The organism is Planococcus sp. TJ-307 (assembly GCF_058268435.1).
Genome location: NZ_JBZDOJ010000004.1, coordinates 1 through 17,634, shown reverse-complemented (window position 1 = coordinate 17,634; position 17,634 = coordinate 1). Strand labels below are relative to the sequence as shown.

General features: G+C 45.9%; 15 protein-coding genes, 7 tRNA genes and 1 rRNA gene. 3 read left to right on the top strand and 20 right to left on the bottom strand.

The features are described 5' to 3' along the window. Positions 1-2: 2 nt before the first annotated feature. From AC4EHK_RS13870 to AC4EHK_RS13860, 3 genes are all read right to left on the bottom strand, one after another. Entirely contained in the window at positions 3-347 is a 345-nt protein-coding gene (locus AC4EHK_RS13870; RefSeq protein ID WP_490979380.1) for a DUF3307 domain-containing protein, read from the bottom strand. Continuing rightward, positions 344-1,495 carry an HD domain-containing phosphohydrolase gene (locus tag AC4EHK_RS13865; RefSeq protein ID WP_490979379.1) on the bottom strand — a complete coding sequence of 384 codons (1,152 nt, stop codon included), beginning with the start codon at positions 1,493-1,495 and terminating at the stop codon, positions 344-346. The genes AC4EHK_RS13870 and AC4EHK_RS13865 overlap by 4 nt, the downstream gene beginning before the upstream one ends. Positions 1,496-1,713: 218 nt before the next feature. After that, complete coding sequence (locus AC4EHK_RS13860) at positions 1,714-2,532, bottom strand: STAS domain-containing protein (RefSeq protein WP_490979378.1); 819 nt, start codon at positions 2,530-2,532, stop codon at positions 1,714-1,716. 699 nt (positions 2,533-3,231) lie between these two features. Here AC4EHK_RS13860 and AC4EHK_RS13855 point away from each other — a divergent pair. Then, a complete protein-coding gene (locus tag AC4EHK_RS13855) occupies positions 3,232-3,648 on the top strand; it encodes a hypothetical protein (protein WP_490979377.1) in 417 nt (138 codons plus the stop codon). A gap of 137 nt (positions 3,649-3,785) precedes the next feature. Then, positions 3,786-5,843, top strand: coding sequence for a sensor domain-containing protein (locus AC4EHK_RS13850; protein ID WP_490979376.1), 2,058 nt, complete (start codon positions 3,786-3,788; stop codon positions 5,841-5,843). Positions 5,844-5,935: 92 nt separating this feature from the next. Here AC4EHK_RS13850 and glmS read toward each other — a convergent pair whose 3' ends face one another. The 9 genes from glmS to AC4EHK_RS13805 form a co-directional block, all read right to left on the bottom strand. Beyond that, positions 5,936-7,738 (bottom strand): glutamine--fructose-6-phosphate transaminase (isomerizing), encoded by a 1,803-nt coding sequence (gene glmS, locus AC4EHK_RS13845; protein ID WP_490979375.1) that lies wholly within the window; start codon positions 7,736-7,738, stop codon positions 5,936-5,938. A 615-nt stretch (positions 7,739-8,353) separates the two neighbouring features. Beyond that, on the bottom strand, positions 8,354-9,703 hold the full coding sequence (glmM, locus tag AC4EHK_RS13840; RefSeq protein WP_490979374.1) for a phosphoglucosamine mutase: 1,350 nt from the start codon (positions 9,701-9,703) through the stop codon (positions 8,354-8,356). A gap of 96 nt (positions 9,704-9,799) precedes the next feature. Continuing rightward, on the bottom strand, positions 9,800-10,777 hold the full coding sequence (locus AC4EHK_RS13835) for a CdaR family protein (protein WP_490979373.1): 978 nt from the start codon (positions 10,775-10,777) through the stop codon (positions 9,800-9,802). Beyond that, positions 10,770-11,606, bottom strand: coding sequence for a diadenylate cyclase CdaA (gene cdaA, locus AC4EHK_RS13830; protein WP_490979372.1), 837 nt, complete (start codon positions 11,604-11,606; stop codon positions 10,770-10,772). Before cdaA ends, AC4EHK_RS13835 begins: the two co-directional genes overlap by 8 nt. Before the next feature lie 102 nt (positions 11,607-11,708). Then, a complete protein-coding gene (locus AC4EHK_RS13825) occupies positions 11,709-12,344 on the bottom strand; it encodes a zf-HC2 domain-containing protein (RefSeq protein WP_490979371.1) in 636 nt (211 codons plus the stop codon). Between the two features lie 12 nt (positions 12,345-12,356). Beyond that, a complete protein-coding gene (gene sigW / locus AC4EHK_RS13820; protein ID WP_215101094.1) occupies positions 12,357-12,920 on the bottom strand; it encodes an RNA polymerase sigma factor SigW in 564 nt (187 codons plus the stop codon). A gap of 191 nt (positions 12,921-13,111) precedes the next feature. Continuing rightward, the gene (gene rocF, locus AC4EHK_RS13815; RefSeq protein WP_490979370.1) at positions 13,112-14,020 is read right to left on the bottom strand and encodes an arginase; all 909 of its coding nucleotides are present in this window, start codon (positions 14,018-14,020) and stop codon (positions 13,112-13,114) included. A gap of 70 nt (positions 14,021-14,090) precedes the next feature. Next, positions 14,091-14,654 (bottom strand): GNAT family N-acetyltransferase, encoded by a 564-nt coding sequence (locus AC4EHK_RS13810; RefSeq protein ID WP_490979369.1) that lies wholly within the window; start codon positions 14,652-14,654, stop codon positions 14,091-14,093. Positions 14,655-14,669: 15 nt separating this feature from the next. Then, on the bottom strand, positions 14,670-15,551 hold the full coding sequence (locus tag AC4EHK_RS13805) for a LysR family transcriptional regulator (RefSeq protein ID WP_490979368.1): 882 nt from the start codon (positions 15,549-15,551) through the stop codon (positions 14,670-14,672). A 103-nt stretch (positions 15,552-15,654) separates the two neighbouring features. On the opposite strand from AC4EHK_RS13805, the gene AC4EHK_RS13800 reads away from it, so the two are divergent. Next, the gene (locus tag AC4EHK_RS13800; protein WP_490979367.1) at positions 15,655-16,734 is read left to right on the top strand and encodes a citrate synthase/methylcitrate synthase; all 1,080 of its coding nucleotides are present in this window, start codon (positions 15,655-15,657) and stop codon (positions 16,732-16,734) included. Positions 16,735-16,804: 70 nt separating this feature from the next. Here the strand turns inward: AC4EHK_RS13800 and AC4EHK_RS13795 are convergent. From AC4EHK_RS13795 to rrf, 8 genes are all read right to left on the bottom strand, one after another. Continuing rightward, a tRNA-Ala gene (locus AC4EHK_RS13795) sits at positions 16,805-16,877 on the bottom strand. Between the two features lie 29 nt (positions 16,878-16,906). Next, positions 16,907-16,979, bottom strand: a tRNA-Lys gene (locus AC4EHK_RS13790). A gap of 11 nt (positions 16,980-16,990) precedes the next feature. Continuing rightward, positions 16,991-17,065, bottom strand: a tRNA-Gln gene (locus AC4EHK_RS13785). Positions 17,066-17,079: 14 nt separating this feature from the next. Then, a tRNA-Tyr gene (locus AC4EHK_RS13780) sits at positions 17,080-17,163 on the bottom strand. Positions 17,164-17,183: 20 nt separating this feature from the next. Continuing rightward, positions 17,184-17,259: transfer RNA gene (locus AC4EHK_RS13775), tRNA-Val, on the bottom strand. Positions 17,260-17,265: 6 nt separating this feature from the next. Further along, positions 17,266-17,340 (bottom strand) — tRNA-Glu (locus AC4EHK_RS13770). Between the two features lie 53 nt (positions 17,341-17,393). Continuing rightward, positions 17,394-17,466, bottom strand: a tRNA-Thr gene (locus tag AC4EHK_RS13765). Positions 17,467-17,509: 43 nt separating this feature from the next. Next, positions 17,510-17,625: ribosomal RNA gene (gene rrf / locus AC4EHK_RS13760) — 5S ribosomal RNA — on the bottom strand. Between the last annotated feature and the right edge of the window lie 9 nt (positions 17,626-17,634).

The following is a 17,634-nucleotide window of genomic DNA, read 5'->3' as shown; positions in this document are numbered from 1 at the left end:
TCCTAGGAAATCGCAATGGCAATGGCAAGCAGTATGATATGAAAAATTTGATCTGCTACAATGGACAACCAAACCTTTTCCGGTCCTTTAGCAGTTTGTACCCGCTGAACCCAAAACATAACGAAGGTTTTGCGGTCTAAAATAATATGGCCGAAGAAAACGATGGCCAGCGCAGTAAACGACAATCCTCCTGAGAAAATACCGAGCACGGCAATGACAGCGGTATATACCGACACATGTGTTAATAATGGCAGCCATTTGGTCGCTTTGTATTTGGCCATCCAACCTGTCTGCAGCAAAAAATCGCCGATCAGGTGGCCAATTAATAAGATGTCAAACTGATTCATAGCCTGTAGCCTCTTCCTTGTAACGCTTCATATTCCTCTAATCGGTAATCGCATCCTGCCAGTATTTCCGCAAATGCGTCCACTACTTGGCCGTCGAATAGGACTTCTCGGCAGCGGATCAGTTCTTCTGCACCCAAGCGGAACGACAGCCCTTTGCTGTAAGAACGGGCAGTGGTCATGGCATCAAACGCATCGGCCACACCAACAATTCGGGCAAATAACGGGATGTCTGTACCGGCCAACCCATGCGGATAGCCGGTGCCGTCGAACCGCTCATGATGGGACAATGCGGTTTCAACCGCTGGCACCATGGCATCTTTTGGCTCCATATTGGACAAAATGTCTGCACCGATGACCGTATGCAGTTTGATCGAGGCAAACTCGTCATCTGTCAATCCGCCAGGCTTTCGAAGAATCGCGTCCGGAATGCCGATTTTTCCAATATCGTGCAACAAGGCCGCTTTGTACAGTTCTTCACAGGCAGTTGCATCTAAGCCCAGCTTTTGGGCAATCCACAGCGAATATTGGGCGACCCGTTCGGAATGGCCGGCCGTATAAGGATCGCGTGCGTCTAATACTTTCGCTAAGGTGCGGATCATACTCAACAACATGCGTTGCAGCTCGTCATACATTTGGCTATTGTGGAGCGCCAGCGCAGATTGGCTGGCCAGTGCCACCGCCAAGCTGATGTCCTGTTCAGAGAAAAAAGCAATCTCTTTTTTATTCAATAACTGAAGCGCACCAAGCACTTTGCCTTTGACCGACAAGGGAACGGTGATCATCGACTTGGTCACGAATCCGCTCGAAGAATCAACCCGATTCGCCCAATCCGGATTAGCCGCTACGTCTTCGATCAGCTGGGCCTCCCCTGTTTCAATGACTTTGCCGACAATGCCTTCATTCATTGCCAACTCGATATTCAGGATGCTATAAGCAGACTCGCCATACGCCGCTACGGCCTTGATGTTTTGCCGCTCTTTGTTCAGCACCCACAAAGTTCCCGCTTCAGCTCCCACTACCTGCACCATTTGCAGCAGAATATTTTCGAGAACTTCGCCCATTTCTATATTTGAATTTAATTGATTGGAGGCTTCCAGCAGAGTCACGAGCTCCTGCACTTTCAGTTCCAAATCCTGTATTTGTGTCATGGATTTCCTCCGATAGCTTATAATAACCAAAAATGACTTATTTTTATGCTAGTTATATTGTTTCTCATCGATCATAGCTTGGAATGCACAATTATGCAATATTACCCAGATCTCTTTATTTCTTTTTACTCTATTTGACATTCTTCTTATTCAAACACAAAAAACCGCAATTTCTCGAAAAAGAGAGACTGCGGTTTTTTTGTGAATTTCCAAGCGAGTTACTTAACGCATTCCAGTGCCTGTTTAACGGTTGCATAAACATCGGCATCGAGCATATCAATTCCGCTGTGGACAATGGTTTGGACCAAATCTGGCCGCAATCCGGCAATAACGATATGGATGCCCATTAATTGAAGTGTTGCCCCAATCTGCTGGATCGATTGTGCAACGTGGGCATCGATGGTCAGGACGCCTGAAAAATCAATGACGACATGATTGACATTCTGCTCAGCGATTCTCGGAATCACGTTGTTTAAAATGTGCGCAACCCGGTAGCTGTCGATCACACCGACCAATGGCAGCACCACAACATCTTCGAGTATCGGCACAATAGGTGCTGACAAGTTCAGCAGTTCTACTTGTTTTTCCGCCTGGTATTTTTCCGAAAAACGTTCAAAAGCATAAAAAGTTTCATTCAAACTCACATCCAAAATGGCATTGATGCCTTTGATGGATTTTGAAGTTTCCACTACAGACAACCCAAACTGCAAGCTGAGCCGCGTGAAAATTTCAGAAAAAACTTGTCGTGTGATTGGATAACGGATAACAATTTCAGAAATCTTACCGCCTGAAGCTACCTGCATTTCCGCATTCTTTTTGCTCCATTCCAGTAAGGACTCCGGTACTTGAATGCGGTCTCCTTCCAAGAGGGAGTGCCCGTAAAACCCGAGAAGCTCTATGTACATCAGATTCGCTTGCTGTTTTTCCAACTCAGAAATATTCAAATTCATCTCACGCACAACCGATTCTACCACTTCTGCCGATAAGAGTTCCGCATGCTTGCTTATGTATTGGGAAAAATCTTTTAACGCAGACATCCATTTCACACCTTTGCTATATGTTGAATTAATTATACCATTTGGCAGGGTTTTGATAAAAATCCAAACACTAGCCCTTTAAAATTGTTGAAAGTTAATTTGGAATCTATCGAAATTCTCTTCCTGTCAGTTTTTATTTTTTGCTGTTTTCCTTACGCCAGTAAAGAAAAATCACTGAACTTCTTTTTAAAAACTCATAATTTCAAAATATTACAGATATTTTTCTCAGAATCTCACCAGAGCAAAGAATGTGGCAGAAAAAACTTTATTTCATAAAAGCATTTTTTATTTTTCTTTTTTTTAAATAGAGTTAGATGACTTATATACCTATTTATTTGGAAAATAATTAGTATTTAATTTTTTAAATGGTTACATATGTCCATGTATTCTTATACAAGTAAAATATATAATTTTAAGTAATAATTCGATAATAAGTCAATTGAACCACATAATATTTTTTTTGCTCGATCAATAGAATCACCTTTTTGTATTTCGCATCACCGTCGTGATTATATATTTCTCTGCTTCTCTCTTATTATCAAGATCTCCATCAACTTCAGCCTAGTCGAACGTTCAATAACATTGAGATGCCCTCACTCTTTTCGAACAAGTGAGAAATCATTGGCTGAAGAAAAGCAGAGGAATTTCCACTCCCTTTACGACAGCTTTTATTATTTCACGAAAGAAAGGAGTTTTCTTATGTTCTCGTTCAAAAAGAAAGAAGGCTTAGCAGATTCAGAACTGGATGACATCAAAGTCTTCCTCAGCAGCACACTCGAAAAAATGCTGTTGACTCGAGAAGAGACCTTAAACACTTATACCAAGTACGATCTTGTCCTTATGTGTTCTTGGGAAGGCGGCTATATTGTGGCAGACATTTTTCAAATGTCCAAATTTAACTGGGTGGATGGAAAAGCAGAAAGAGGCAAAAACATTCCATTTTATACAGCGGCCAGGTCCTTCACCCGCAAAAAAGATTATATCGTGTACATGGACGAACACGAAAACAAAGCCATACGCCTAAAAAATCTTCAGGCTTTCCACCATATTTGTTATTTGCTGCAAACCGTGGATATAGAAGTTTCATCCAACAAAGAATATACCTGTTTATGGTGAGCTCGGGTTCAATCCACTACTGCATACGGATTCACCCCCTTGTTCTCTGTTTTGCTCCATGTTTCCAGCTTAACAATCGGTTCAGTATGTCTAGTTTCTAAAAAAGATACAGCTATTTTATTGGGAGGGATCCAAGGATGGAATTGCTTAAACAGCAAGTGCAGGAGCTACTGGAAGAAAGAGATGATTTCGTTGTCCTTTTAGATGCGGATGGACTCGTTTTGCAGGCAAATGACCGCTGGGTGAACTATTGCATCCAACATCAATTGCCAAGTCCCTACTGGAAAATCGGCATGAATTATTTAGGCTATTTGAAAAAAGCAGAGAAGTTTGTTGAATTTGAAAATATCCAAGACATTTTACAAGAAAAAGCTCAGTGGCATTTCCACTTGTCTCCTTTTTATGTAGCTGATAAAACCGAATGGCTGTCTACCAAATACCGTCCTTTTTCACTGGAAAACGGTTCAAAAGGGGTTATTTTATATCAGCAGCCAGTGAGTCTCCAATCGGTTAACACCTTGCACACCGAGCACGTTTTCGAAAATATGACCGATGCGTTTTACTTGATCGACCACCAAATGAACTTCCACTTTTTAAACAAGCAATCCGAGAAAATTCTTCAATGCCGAAAAGGAGAATTGATCGGACAGAATCTATGGACTGCGTTTCCAGAAGCTGTCGGCACGACGTATTACAAAAGCATTGTTCGCGCGATGCGGGAACGCTCTCCTGTTCAATTTAAGGAGTACTACACATCTGTGGCATCCTGGTTTACGGTGCGGGTTTATCCGATTGAAAATGATGGATTGGCTGTTTATTGCCAAAGGATTAGCAAGCCGCTGACCGTTGAAGAAGAATGGGACAAGTTTGCCCATACCGATTACTTAACCGGATTGCCCAATCGCAAAAAAATCGCCGATGAAATCGAGGTGCTCATGCAGCAAAAAGCACCTTTCTCCATCCTTTACCTCAACTTGGATAATTTTAAATACATCAATGCGCTTTATACGCATAAAATGGGCGATGAAGTATTCAAAAGCATTGTGGCAAGTCTCACACAACTGATTGCTCCACAAGATTTAATCGGCCGGCTTGAAGGAGACGAACTGGTGATTGTCCGCAGGCATCCAAAAAACGATAGTGCAATAGCTTTTGCCAAACAGGTGAGCAGCTTGTTCGATCGCCCTTTCTCATTGAATGCATCAAGTTATGTAGATGTCACTGTAAGCATCGGCGTCATTTCTTGTCCTACTGATTCGACAGAGTTTGAAGATTTGATGACGTTTGGCGAAATCACCATGCGCAAAGCAAAAGAGAAAAAAGGTTCTTCTTTCTGTATTTTTGATTCTGCCATGAGAGATGAGTTGGCAAGGCGCATCCTGATTGAAAAAAGCCTTTCTGAAGACTTGAAATCTCTTGGCTTTCATTTTGCTCTTCAGCCGCAAATTGATGCGGCAACCAGCAGAGTCCGTGGTGTGGAAGTCTTGTCACGCTGGCACCATCCGGAATTGGGGTTCATTTCCCCCGTTGAGTTTATTGGCATTGCGGAAGAAACCAACACGATTAAACGGCTGACGGAACATTTGCTGGATGAAGTTTTTTCTTATATGACGCAAAGGGAACAGCGATACGGCAGTTCGCTTCGCACAGCCATTAATATCACCCCTTCCTTGCTCGACAGCACGACTTTTTTTGATAAACTGTTCTGCATGCTTGATAACTACGGCATTGCTCCGGCATTAATTGAAATTGAAATTACCGAAAGCGTGGAACTTCGCTATTCAGAAAAAACTATGAAAAATTTGTTGGCATGCCAAGAAAAAGGGATTTCGATTGCGCTTGATGACTTTGGGACCGGATTTTCCTCACTTGCTTATTTGCTGGACTTTCCCATCAATAAAATCAAATTGGACAAATCGTTTATCGAAAAAATTGGCCAGGATCCTAAATCGGAAGCCGTTCTCAAGTCACTTATTCAGTTTGTAAACAGTGTAGGCTGTGACCTTGTAGCCGAAGGCGTCGAAGAAGCTTCCGAAGCTTTGTTTTTGACCATCAACGGCTGCGCCATTCACCAAGGGTACTTTTACGACAAACCCATGCAGCCGAAAGCATTTAATGACAAGTACCTCGATTACCAAAGACAAAAACCCGCCATCAAAACCTCTCTTCCTCTCCTACCCTCACTGAGAGTTTAGAGACGCATTGAGTGCAGAAGAACGCAAAAACCCCTTTGGATTCTAAAGATCCAAAGGGGTTTTTGCTGTTTCACCCGGAAATGGTTTACGGGTTATTCCACTGTTACTGATTTCGCAAGGTTACGCGGCTTGTCAACGTCACAATCGCGGTGAAGCGCTGCGTAATAGCTGATCAACTGCATCGGGATAACCGATACAAGCGGCGTCAGCAATTCGTTGACTTTCGGAAGGACCAGGCTGTCGCCTTCTTCCTGCAAGCCTTCCATTGAAATGATGCATGTGTGTGCGCCACGTGCTGCTACTTCTTTCACGTTGCCGCGGATGTTCAAGTTAACCGCTTCTTGCGTCGCAAGGGCGATAACCGGTGTGCCTTCTTCGATCAATGCGATCGTTCCGTGCTTTAATTCGCCTCCAGCAAAGCCTTCTGCCTGGATGTATGAAATCTCTTTCAATTTCAATGAACCTTCAAGTCCAACGAAATAATCCATGACGCGGCCGATAAAGAAGCAATTGCGTGTAGTAGACAAATAGTCTGCAGCGATCTGCTCCATTTCTTCTTTTGAATCCACTTGAGCCTGAATGGCGTTTGCCACGATTCCAAGTTCCTGAACCAAGTCAAAGCCGATGTCGATGCCGCGTGCTTCCGCTGTAACTGCACCCAAGATCGACAAGACAGCCAATTGCGCTGTGTAGGCTTTTGTCGATGCCACGGCAATTTCAGGACCTGCATACAACAATAGGGTATGGTCAGACTCGCGTGACAAGGTAGATCCGGCTACGTTTGTAATGGTCAACGAAGCATGGCCCATCTCTTTGATTTTCACCAATACTTGGCGGCTGTCTGCTGTTTCTCCGGATTGGGAGATAAAGATGAACAATGGGTTTTCCGAAAGCAATGGCATGTTGTAGCCAAATTCACTCGATACATGCACTTCAACCGGAATTCCTGCTAATTTCTCGATGTATTCTTTGCCGATCAATCCTGCATGGTAGCTTGTTCCTGCCGCAATGATGTGGATGCGGTCAGCAGCTTGCATCGCGTCCAAAATTTCTGGTTGGATGGTCAATTTATCATTTCCGTCCTGATATGCCTGAACGATTTTGCGGACAACTGCTGGCTGCTCGTCAATTTCTTTTAACATATAGTGAGGGTATGTGCCTTTTTCAATGTCGCTCATGTCAATTTCTGCAGTGAATGGCAGGCGGCTTACGGTCTGGCCATCCAATGTTAAAATTTCCACGCTGTCTTTGCGAACGATGACAATTTCTTTATCCATCAATTCAACAAACTGATCTGTCAATTGAAGCATCGCCATGGCATCAGATGCCACTACATTAAAGTCGTCGCCAAGCCCTACAAGCAATGGGCTTTTGTTTTTTGCGACAAAGATGGTCTCCTCTTCTTCTGCGTCCAATAATGCGATTGCATATGAACCCTTCAGTAAGGTAAGAGCTTTGCTGAAAGCATCCTGTGTTGTTTGGCCTTCTTCAACAAACTTGCCGATCAACTGCACGATGATTTCCGTATCTGTATCCGACTCCATTGCCACGCCAGCCAAGTAATCGCGCTGGATATGGTGGTAGTTTTCAATCACGCCGTTGTGAACGATCGTGAAGCGGTCAGATGTGTTTTGGTGCGGGTGCGCGTTCACGCGGTTTGGTTTGCCGTGAGTCGCCCAACGTGTATGGCCGATACCGGTAGATCCTGTAACTTCTTCTTCAACAACGCCGCGCAAATCTGCAATGCGTCCTTTTTCTTTAAAAACCGTAACGCCCGTGCCGTTGCGTACAGCAATTCCTGCTGAATCGTAACCGCGGTACTCCAAGCGCTCCAAGCCTTTCAATAAAATTTCTTTCGAGTCGTTTTCTCCGATATATCCAACAATTCCACACATAGTCTAATTCCTCCGTTTTTCTGAAAGTCAAAATGAGTGTTTGCATACTTCTCCAAACACTTCTACTTGAGCCCATCCATCTTGTTGTCCAATCGATCGCTCGATTGTTTTAAGAATGGACATAACGACCGGGCTTCGCGGCCGGAAGGTATCCGCCGAAATCTCGATACTCCTTCTCCTCGTCTACTGAAGATGACTGGTCCGTCCGATTTCTTCAGTACAGGCGCTATAATTGTTTTCCTCGCACTCCCTACTATCCCCCTTTTGCTGCGGTCATAAACCGACTCTACTATCATACAGCTTCCGCACAATCCCGTCAATTAAAGCAGATAGTTATTTAGGTATATATTATCACCTCTTTCCATGAACTGGTTCTTTTCTCTTCTTTATCACTCCAAAATTTCTCACAGTAGAAAAACTCAAACGTGATGGATCTAATTAGTTGAAACAAACTCTCTCTATCTATGGATATTCTGCTGCAAGCCCCACCTAAAGCGATTTCTTTTCTATTTACTTCCCATTCTACAACTTTCTTTGGTACAGACATACTATTTTTTCGCGAATAAAAAAGACCGCAAGCAACGGTGCTTACGGCCTTGAGATCACTGTATTTGATTAGTTTAAGCCCATTTCGCTGCGGACAACTTCCGCGATGCGTTCTACAAAGTTTTCACAGTCTTCTGCTGAAGCTGCTTCGACCATGACACGCACCAATGGTTCCGTGCCGGATGGACGTACAAGGACACGGCCGTTGCCGTTCATCTCTGTCTCAACATCCGCAATAACTGCTGCCACTTTGGCATTGTCTGTCACTGCATGTTTATCTGTCACACGAATATTCACAAGCTTTTGCGGGAAGATCGTCATTTCAGATGCCAGTTCAGACAACTTCTTGCCAGTAATTTTCATGATGTTGACTAACTGCAAGCCCGTTAGCAAGCCATCACCCGTCGTGTTGTAATCAAGGAAAATAATATGGCCCGACTGTTCGCCGCCCAAATTATAGCCGTTTTTCTTCATTTCTTCCACAACATACCGGTCACCGACAGCAGTCTTGTTGCTCTTCATGCCATGGCTTTCCAAAGCTTTGTAAAAGCCCATATTGCTCATAACCGTAGAAACTACTGTGTCTTTCTTCAAGCGGCCTTCCGAATGCAGGTGCTTGGCACAAATGTACATAATTTGGTCGCCATCTACGATTTGGCCTTTTTCATCCACTGCTATCAAGCGATCGCCGTCGCCGTCGAAAGCCAACCCAATATCTGCAGATTTTGCGACAACCAGCTCCGCCAATTTCTCCGGATGAGTTGAACCGACTCCGGCATTGATGTTCAAGCCGTTCGGTGAAGCACCCATTGACGTGATGTCTGCATCCAGATCCGCAAATACATGCGTTGCCAAAGTAGACGTCGCACCGTGTGCACAGTCAAGCGCCACAAGGATGCCGTCAAATTCTTCATCAACAGACTGCTTCAAGTACTGCAAGTACTTCTGGCCGCCTTCAAAGTAATCCGTAATGCTTCCAAGATCGCCGCCAGTTGGGCGCGGCAGTAGATCTTCACTGCTGTCGAGCAAAGCTTCAATTTCAGCTTCTTGCGCATCGGACAACTTAAAGCCGTCTGAGCCGAAAAATTTGATGCCGTTGTCTTCCACAGGGTTGTGTGAAGCGGAAATCATAACGCCTGCTTCAGCGCTCATTACACGCGTCAAATAAGAGACGCCTGGCGTACTGATGACACCAAGGCGCATTACTTCTGCGCCCACAGACAGCAAACCGGCTGCCAAAGCGCCTTCCAGCATTTCACCTGAAATGCGTGTATCGCGGCCAATCAGCACTTTCGGTTTATCTTTTGCACTCTTCGTTAAAATATATCCGCCAATGCGTCCTAATTTAAAAGCCAGTTCAGGTGTCAGCTCTGTATTGGCTACTCCCCGTACTCCATCTGTCCCAAAATATTTTCCCATTCTACTTTTCGCTCCTTCAATCATTTGCTTCTGATTGGTTTAGTTAAGCTTTCGCTTAGTTATTTTTCCATACTATTGTAAATCGTTGGTTGTTCATTAATTGCCAAGGTCTTCAGGAGACTGCGCCGATTCATCGACAATCGTTTCCGCTTCCACGGTAACTTGCCCTGGTGATACTGCAGAAGCACCCGAAGGAACTTCCAGCTCAACTTCAATTGTGGTGTCTTCGGCAGTAACACTTGCCGCATCCACTTCTACCACATACTCGGTCAGCTCATCCACGACCGTTTCCGGTCCAAAAACGCGAATTTCTTCTGTGGCCGTGCTCCAGTCAGTGATGGTAATGCCTACACGGGCTTCGCCGGTTGGTTCCAGCCTTACCGGTACCATCCTGCTGTATTCCACGACTTCTACATCCACTTCTACTTCCTGTGGTTCAATTTCCGCATCTTCCAGCTTGGTCAAATCTTCTGCTAAGACACGGACGCGGGCAGCGGTCGTAAAGGATTCCTTGACTCCCTGTTCCCCGGATACAGTTGCTTTAACAAAGCTGATGGCATCAATCATACTTTTCGGCCCGGTTACCGTCACCGTTTCCGGATCGGCAGCCACACTTTCAAGTATGAACCCGTCAGCAAGCATCCGCTCGTTGACTTCCGGATCGATGCGGAATTCCTGCGACACCCGTTCTTCAATCACGACATTCACGAATGCGGGATCGGTCCGAATGTTCAATTGTTCAGATAGATTTTCAGTTTGAATGGGCACTTGATGCTCACCCACAGGCAAATTTCGCAAATCCAAAAACAAGGTAAAGTCTTCTAATTGGCGTGCAGTCTGCACACTGCTGACTGGACCATTTAAATGCAAGTCCGCTGTGTCTGGTACACCGCTGACCATTAAACTATTGTCATGATATACCTCGAGTTCCACATCTTCAATCACTTCTGATGTCCGGCCGGCATCCGCCGTCCCCGTAGGACTGTCTTCTGCCTGTACGGAGAAGAATAAAAGGAAGGCTAACAGCAGCGCCGTAATTCGTAAAAACCAGCGATTGTCCATCATCTTATCCATTCTTTTTCCCCCTCCAGTTCCACCATGAAGAAGCGACTTCCTGCTGTGCTGCGCCGAACCAAATTCGGCGCAGTTTCACTTCAAAGTCTTCAAGTGACAAATTGCGGTGCAAATCGCCATTTGCTGTCAAGCTGATGGCGCCCGTTTCTTCCGACACGACAATGGTGATCGCGTCGGTCACTTCGCTGATGCCAAGAGCGGCACGGTGGCGCGTTCCCAGCTCTTTTGAAATAAACGGACTTTCGGACAGCGGCAAGTAGCAAGCTGCTGCGGCAATCCGGTTTTTTTGCACAATGACTGCTCCGTCATGCAACGGTGTGTTCGGAATAAACAAATTGATCATCAGTTCGGACGTAATATCTGAATTCATCGGAATGCCGGTTTCAATGTACTCGCTCAAACCGGTTTCACGTTCAATCGACACCAATGCACCAATCCGCCGCTTTGCCATATAGCTGACGGATTTGGACATCGCTTCAATCAATCGGTTGCGCTCAGACTCTTCATTCAGCGTACTGCTGGAAAACAGCTTGCCGCGGCCGAGCTGTTCAAGTGCACGGCGCAATTCAGGCTGGAAGATAATGATGATGGCCAGAAAACCCCATTCCAGCACTTGCTGCATAATCCAGCCGAGTGTTTCCAAGTTCAGTACCTGCGTGACGAGGCGTGCAATAATGATAACAAAGATTCCTTTCAGCAATTGAACGGCCTTCGTTCCTTTGATGACGGTAATCAATTTATAGATAACGAACCAAACTAATAAAATATCAATAATATTTCCTAGAAGTTCGAGTGGTGTTTGGTCTGTTAAATTCTCCAAAAAAGGCATCTGCAACCCTCGCTTTTCTACATCTGCATATACATTAAGTATAGCATAAGTAAATTGGGCTTGCCTTCATAGAAAAAACCCATCCTTTAGGAAAGGACAGGTTTACTCGGTTGTTTGGCTTCCATTTGTTTCAAAAATAGCAGCTGCGTCTTTAAAGCCATTTTTTATGGTATACCATAACCATTCAAATGCTTTGTCAATTTCCTCAATTTCACCGGTAATGACGCCGCTTGATGCCATATACTGGCCGTTAACAATGGTTACATTTCCTTGCAGTTCGCCTTCCACACGCAAATCGCCATTGCGTACCGTCAAGTCGCCGACAATTGTCTGGCCTTCAGGCACCACCACTGTCTGGCCCTCTACTACTAGATTAGGCTGCTTGGTAAACGAAAATTGCTGATCGTCATTGAAATTTGTGAACAAGGCCGCGCTCATCAATATGCAGAATAACGCTGCAGCTGCGAGCATTGGATGTCTTCTGAACCAACGCTGAACGCCTGCCCGCTGTCTTTCTTTCGGCAGCCCTGCCATCGTCTTTTGGACAAAATCAGCAGGTGCCTGTATATGTGATGCACTTTGGACAAATGCAATGGTTTTGCTTAATGCTTGATACTGCTTTCTGCAATCGCTGCAGTTCTCCAGGTGTTCTTTTAACTGTTTTTCATCGCTTGGACTGATATCCCCATCGAGATAATCGTCCATGAGATGGATCACGTTTTCCGGACACGCATTCATCGTGCTCGCCTCCTACAAATTGCTCAATTGCTTGCGAAGAGCTTCGCGCCCTCGGTGTATACGCGTCTTTACCGTACCCAACGGCAAATCCAGAATTTCACTAATTTCCGCCAGCGGCAATTCTTCAATATACTTTAATACAATAGCGGCACGGTACTTATCTGGCAAGCGGCTGATTTCGTACTGTACCCGTTCCTGAACTTCCATCCGCATCAACTCTTCTTCCGGAAGCTCATCATCATTGGCAATTTTCGAATACATGTTCAAGCCTTCCGTCCCGCGCACTTCGGCATCCAAGTGATAATCCGGCTTTTTCTTACGGATCCGGTCGATGCACAGATTGGTGGCGATGCGGTACAGCCATGTCGAAAATTTTCGCTTCTGGTCAAACGTGTGGATGTTTACATAAGCGCGCATAAAAGCTTCCTGAGCGATATCTTCCGCTTCCTGCTTGTTGCCAAGCATCCGGTAGCAGATCTGATACAGCTGGTGTTGGTAAAGCTCCACGATTTCGGCGAATGCGTTCTGATCGCCTTTTAGTACCTTAGCTATTCGTTTATTGACTAACGCATCCATGATCTCATTTCCCTCCGCCTATGCGGCTGTACTTTATATACGTGCACTAACTTAAAAGGTTTCAATTATTTTTCTTATTCTATCGTATCAGACAATACCCAAATAAATCCAACTAAATTTTGTGACGTTTTCCAAAGGGAAAAGTTTCCTATTAAACGGCACAAAAAAAACAGGCTTTCGCCTGTCTCTGCTTACAATAATTTTTCGCCGAATAAGGAACCGATCAACGCAACAGCTACATCAGCTGTGCGGTTCTTTTCGTCCAAAATCGGGTTGACTTCCACAAACTCTGCAGAAGTGATGATGCCTGCATCAAACAGCATTTCCATCGCTAAATGACTTTCGCGGTAGCTGATGCCGCCTGGAACCGGAGTCCCGACGCCTGGTGTGTACATTGGGTCGATGCCATCAAGATCCAATGACAGATGGACTGCATCCGTCTTGCGCTCTTCTTTTAAATAACGAATCGAATCGTTGATCACAGCGTTCATTCCCAATTTGTCGATTTCGTGCATGCTGTAAACACGGATGCCTAGTTCTTTGATCAGCTGGCGTTCGCCTGGATCTACTGAACGCGCACCGATGATGACGATGTTTTCAGGTTTCACTTTTGGCGAATAGCCGCGGATGTTCGTTAATTTTTCATGGCCCAACCCAAAGCTTGCAGCAAGCGGCATGCCGTGGATGTTGCCGGATGGCGACGTATCGCTCGTGTTCATATCTGCGTGTGCATCATACCAGATGACACCCAAGTTTTCGTGGCGTTCAGAAATCCCAGAAAGCGTACCGATGGCAATGCTGTGGTCTCCGCCTAAAACTAGTGGGAAATTACCGGCTTCTGCCACTTCAAATACTTTATCGCCAAGCGCTTCGGTCGCTTCCGTAATCGCTTTCAAATTGCGCAAGTTTGTCGACGTATCAACGCTGCCGTCTGCCTGGCCGATTTGAATATCGCCTTCGTCCGAAACCGTGTGGCCCAATTCTTCAATGCGGTCTACAACGCCAGCATAGCGGATAGCACTTGGCCCCATGTCGACGCCGCGGCGATTTTGTCCGTGGTCCATTGGAACCCCAATAATAGATATGTTTAATTTATTCATTATTTTATACCCCCTTAGCAAGATAGATTCATTGTAACCGCTAAGGTCTCTTTGGCTCAACCGTACAAAATCAAGTATATTTATTCATTTTTTTCGTGAGCTCTTTCTTCACTTTTGGCCAGTCTTGGTCAATAATCGAATAGACGACAGCATCTCTCGGCTGACCGGTCGAGCGGATGCGTTCATTGCGCAATGTGCCTTCTTTAACTGCACCAATGCGTTCAATCGCCTTCTGCGAGAGGATATTATCGGCATCTGTTTTAAACTGCACCCGAATCAGGTTGCGCTCTTCAAAGCAATAACTGAGCAGCGCATGCTTGACTGCCGTATTGACATGCGTCCGCTGAGCCGACTGCGCATAGAAAGTGGCGCCGATCTCACAGCTTTTATTGGCCTCATCAATTGCATATATACGGGTGGTACCCAAAATTTCAGCTGTTTCTGGGTCTTCCACTACAAAGATAAGCACATTCGACTGATTCAACCCCGCTTCCAGCCACGTGACCATGTCTTCAAAAGACTCGACTTTATTGAGCATATGCTCGAAGATTTCCGGAGTGTACAAGGTCCACAACGATTCAAAATCCTCTCTCTTCAATAAACGCAAACGAATGCCATCTGATTCAATATTCATCCCAATCTCCCCTTTTCAAGTAAAGTATACAGACCGAATGCGCCGCAAAAAATCTTCTTCGAGACTGCCCATCGTTTTCGCCAAAAAATAAGTAGAAACTGCCGGCAAAGAAAATAAGTCAAAATGTGCCTCCATTAGTTTGCCTTCCACCAGCTCCCGGCGAACCATCGACTTCGGTAAAAATGATGCCCCTAAACCCTCTTGGATAAACCGTTTGGCAATATGTGCTTGCGTCACTTTCATGGTCCGGATACCCGGCACACAGAGCCGCAGCTTGCCCAATAGCTCCTCCCAGAAAACGGGATGATGATGGGTAAAGAGGACGGAGTTCCGCAATGCCTGCTCTATTGAAATAACCGGGCCGGTTTCATCGTCATAGGCATCCCTCGGCAAGATGAACAGCAGCGGATCATCGTAGACAATCTGTTGATCGATCCCCCGTCCAATTGGAGGCAAGGCCGAAATTCCAGCTGACACCTGCTCGGATTCAACCAATGCCTCGATATGCTCCGATTCTTCCACACGGATCACCAACTCCACTTCTGGATGCTCATCTATAAACGATTTCAGCACATAAGGCAAAATGGTTTCCGCCATCAACGGAGAAATTGCCAATATCCATTTTTTCCGGTAGCCTTGTGCGAACGAATGAAGCTCTTCGACACTGTTATCGAGCTGTTCCAGCACGTGTACAGCCTGCTCTTTAAAATGCCGTCCTTCTTCCGTCAGCGACACCCGGTTATGGCTGCGTTTAAACAAAGAAAGGCCCAGACTTTCTTCCAGCAACCGAATATGAACGGTTACGCTTGGCTGTGACATCAGCAGGCGTTCGGAAGTCATTCTAAAATTTAAGGTTTCTGCAGCGTCTACGAAGGTTCTTAGCCACTGGACTTCCATGACATCCCCCATCTCAATTACTATTTTTAATTGTTTCAATTATATATCTTTAATTTTTTTTATCAAATGGGAAGAGTAAACTGGAAGAAAAGGAGGCGTTTTTATGTTTCAGCAAGGATTAAAAGGGGTCGTAGCGGTTCAAACAGCCATTGCTTCGGTAGATGGCGACAGGGGAGAACTGCGCTACCGGGGACAGTTAGTGCAAGAGGTCATTCACGGCAAGTCTTTCGAAGAAACTGCTTATTTTCTTTGGCATGGGCAATGGCCCGATGCTGCGCAACTAGAATACCTGCAGCAGCAACTGATCCGGTTCCGCCAACTGCCGCCCCATATTGCGGAGATCGCTAAGCTGCTGCCAAAAGAAAGCTCTTTAATGGATGCGATGCGAACGTTAGTATCGGCATATCCAGATGCCAAGTTCCAAACCCTGTCTCCCGTAGAACAAGCTACTGCACTGACAGCTGCACTGCCGGTAATGGCCGCTCTTTTTTACCGGATTCAAAACGGGCAGGAACCAATCGATCCAAGAGCTGATTTTGGACACACTGCCAATTATCTATGGATGATTAACGGACAAGAGCCGACCAATGCTCAGACCCAAGCTCTCGAAACCTATTTGAAATTGACCATGGAACATGGCATGAACGCTTCGACCTTTGCAGCACGCGTCACCATCTCCACCGAGTCTGACCTTGTGGCGGCAGTTGCATCGGCTCTGGGCACCATGAAAGGCCCGCTTCACGGCGGCGCACCATCCGGTGTCATTGAGTTGCTGGACAGTATACAAACTGAAGACCGCATCAATTCGGTCATTGCAGAAAAACTGGACCACGGAGAAAAGATTATGGGCTTTGGCCACCGGGTTTACCGGACAGAAGATCCACGGTCCATTATCCTCCGCAAAAAATGCCTGGAGCTTCAGGGAAAAGACCCATGGCTGGATTTAGCGACCGTTGCCGAAACCCGTATCATTGAGCAGCTGAACGCACACAAACCTGGACGCGCACTTTACACAAATGTGGAATTCTATGCAGCTGCCATCATGCGGTCGATCGCCATGCCGACCGCGCTGTTTACGCCGACATTCAGCATCGCCCGCATTGTCGGATGGACGGCGCATGCTTTAGAGCAACAGGAGAATAACGTCATGTTCCGCCCGCAGTCCGAATACATCGGAACCTAAAAAAAAGCCGTATCCAAGTTAATGGATACGGCTTTTTTACACATGGATAGTACAAATACACATGGAACAATGGAGCCTAGGGGGCTCGAACCCCTGACCTCGTCACTGCCAGCGACGCGCTCTCCCAGCTGAGCTAAGGCCCCGCGCTGAACAGGCGCAAGGAAGTTGAAAATGAGCCATGAAGGATTCGAACCTTCGACCCTCTGATTAAAAGTCAGATGCTCTACCAGCTGAGCTAATGGCTCATAATAAAAAATGGCTGGGGTACCTGGATTCGAACCAGGGCATGACGGGATCAAAACCCGTTGCCTTACCGCTTGGCTATACCCCAAACATAATAAAAACTGGTGGTGGGGGGCAGATTCGAACTGCCGAACCCGAAGGAGCGGATTTACAGTCCGCCGCGTTTAGCCACTTCGCTACCCCACCGTATGAATTTATTGAAAAAATGGTGGAGGATGACGGGATCGAACCGCCGACCCTCTGCTTGTAAGGCAGATGCTCTCCCAGCTGAGCTAATCCTCCATAAATTGGTGACCCCTACGGGATTCGAACCCGTGTTACCGCCGTGAAAGGGCGGTGTCTTAACCGCTTGACCAAGGGGCCTTGATTTTAAAATATGTTTAACTTTCTGCTTAGAACTCCTAAAAGAAAACAAAAGCTTCCAACCGGATTCGAACCGGTGACCTCTTCCTTACCATGGAAGCACTCTACCTGCTGAGCTATGGAAGCAAGGTAAAAGAATCATTAGGGACAAAAAAATAAACATAGAATAGCCCAGCGACGTCCTACTCTCACAGGGGGAGACCCCCAACTACCATCGGCGCAAAAGAGCTTAACTGCCGTGTTCGGGATGGGAACGGGTGTGGCCTCTTTGCCATCATCACTGGACTATTTGGT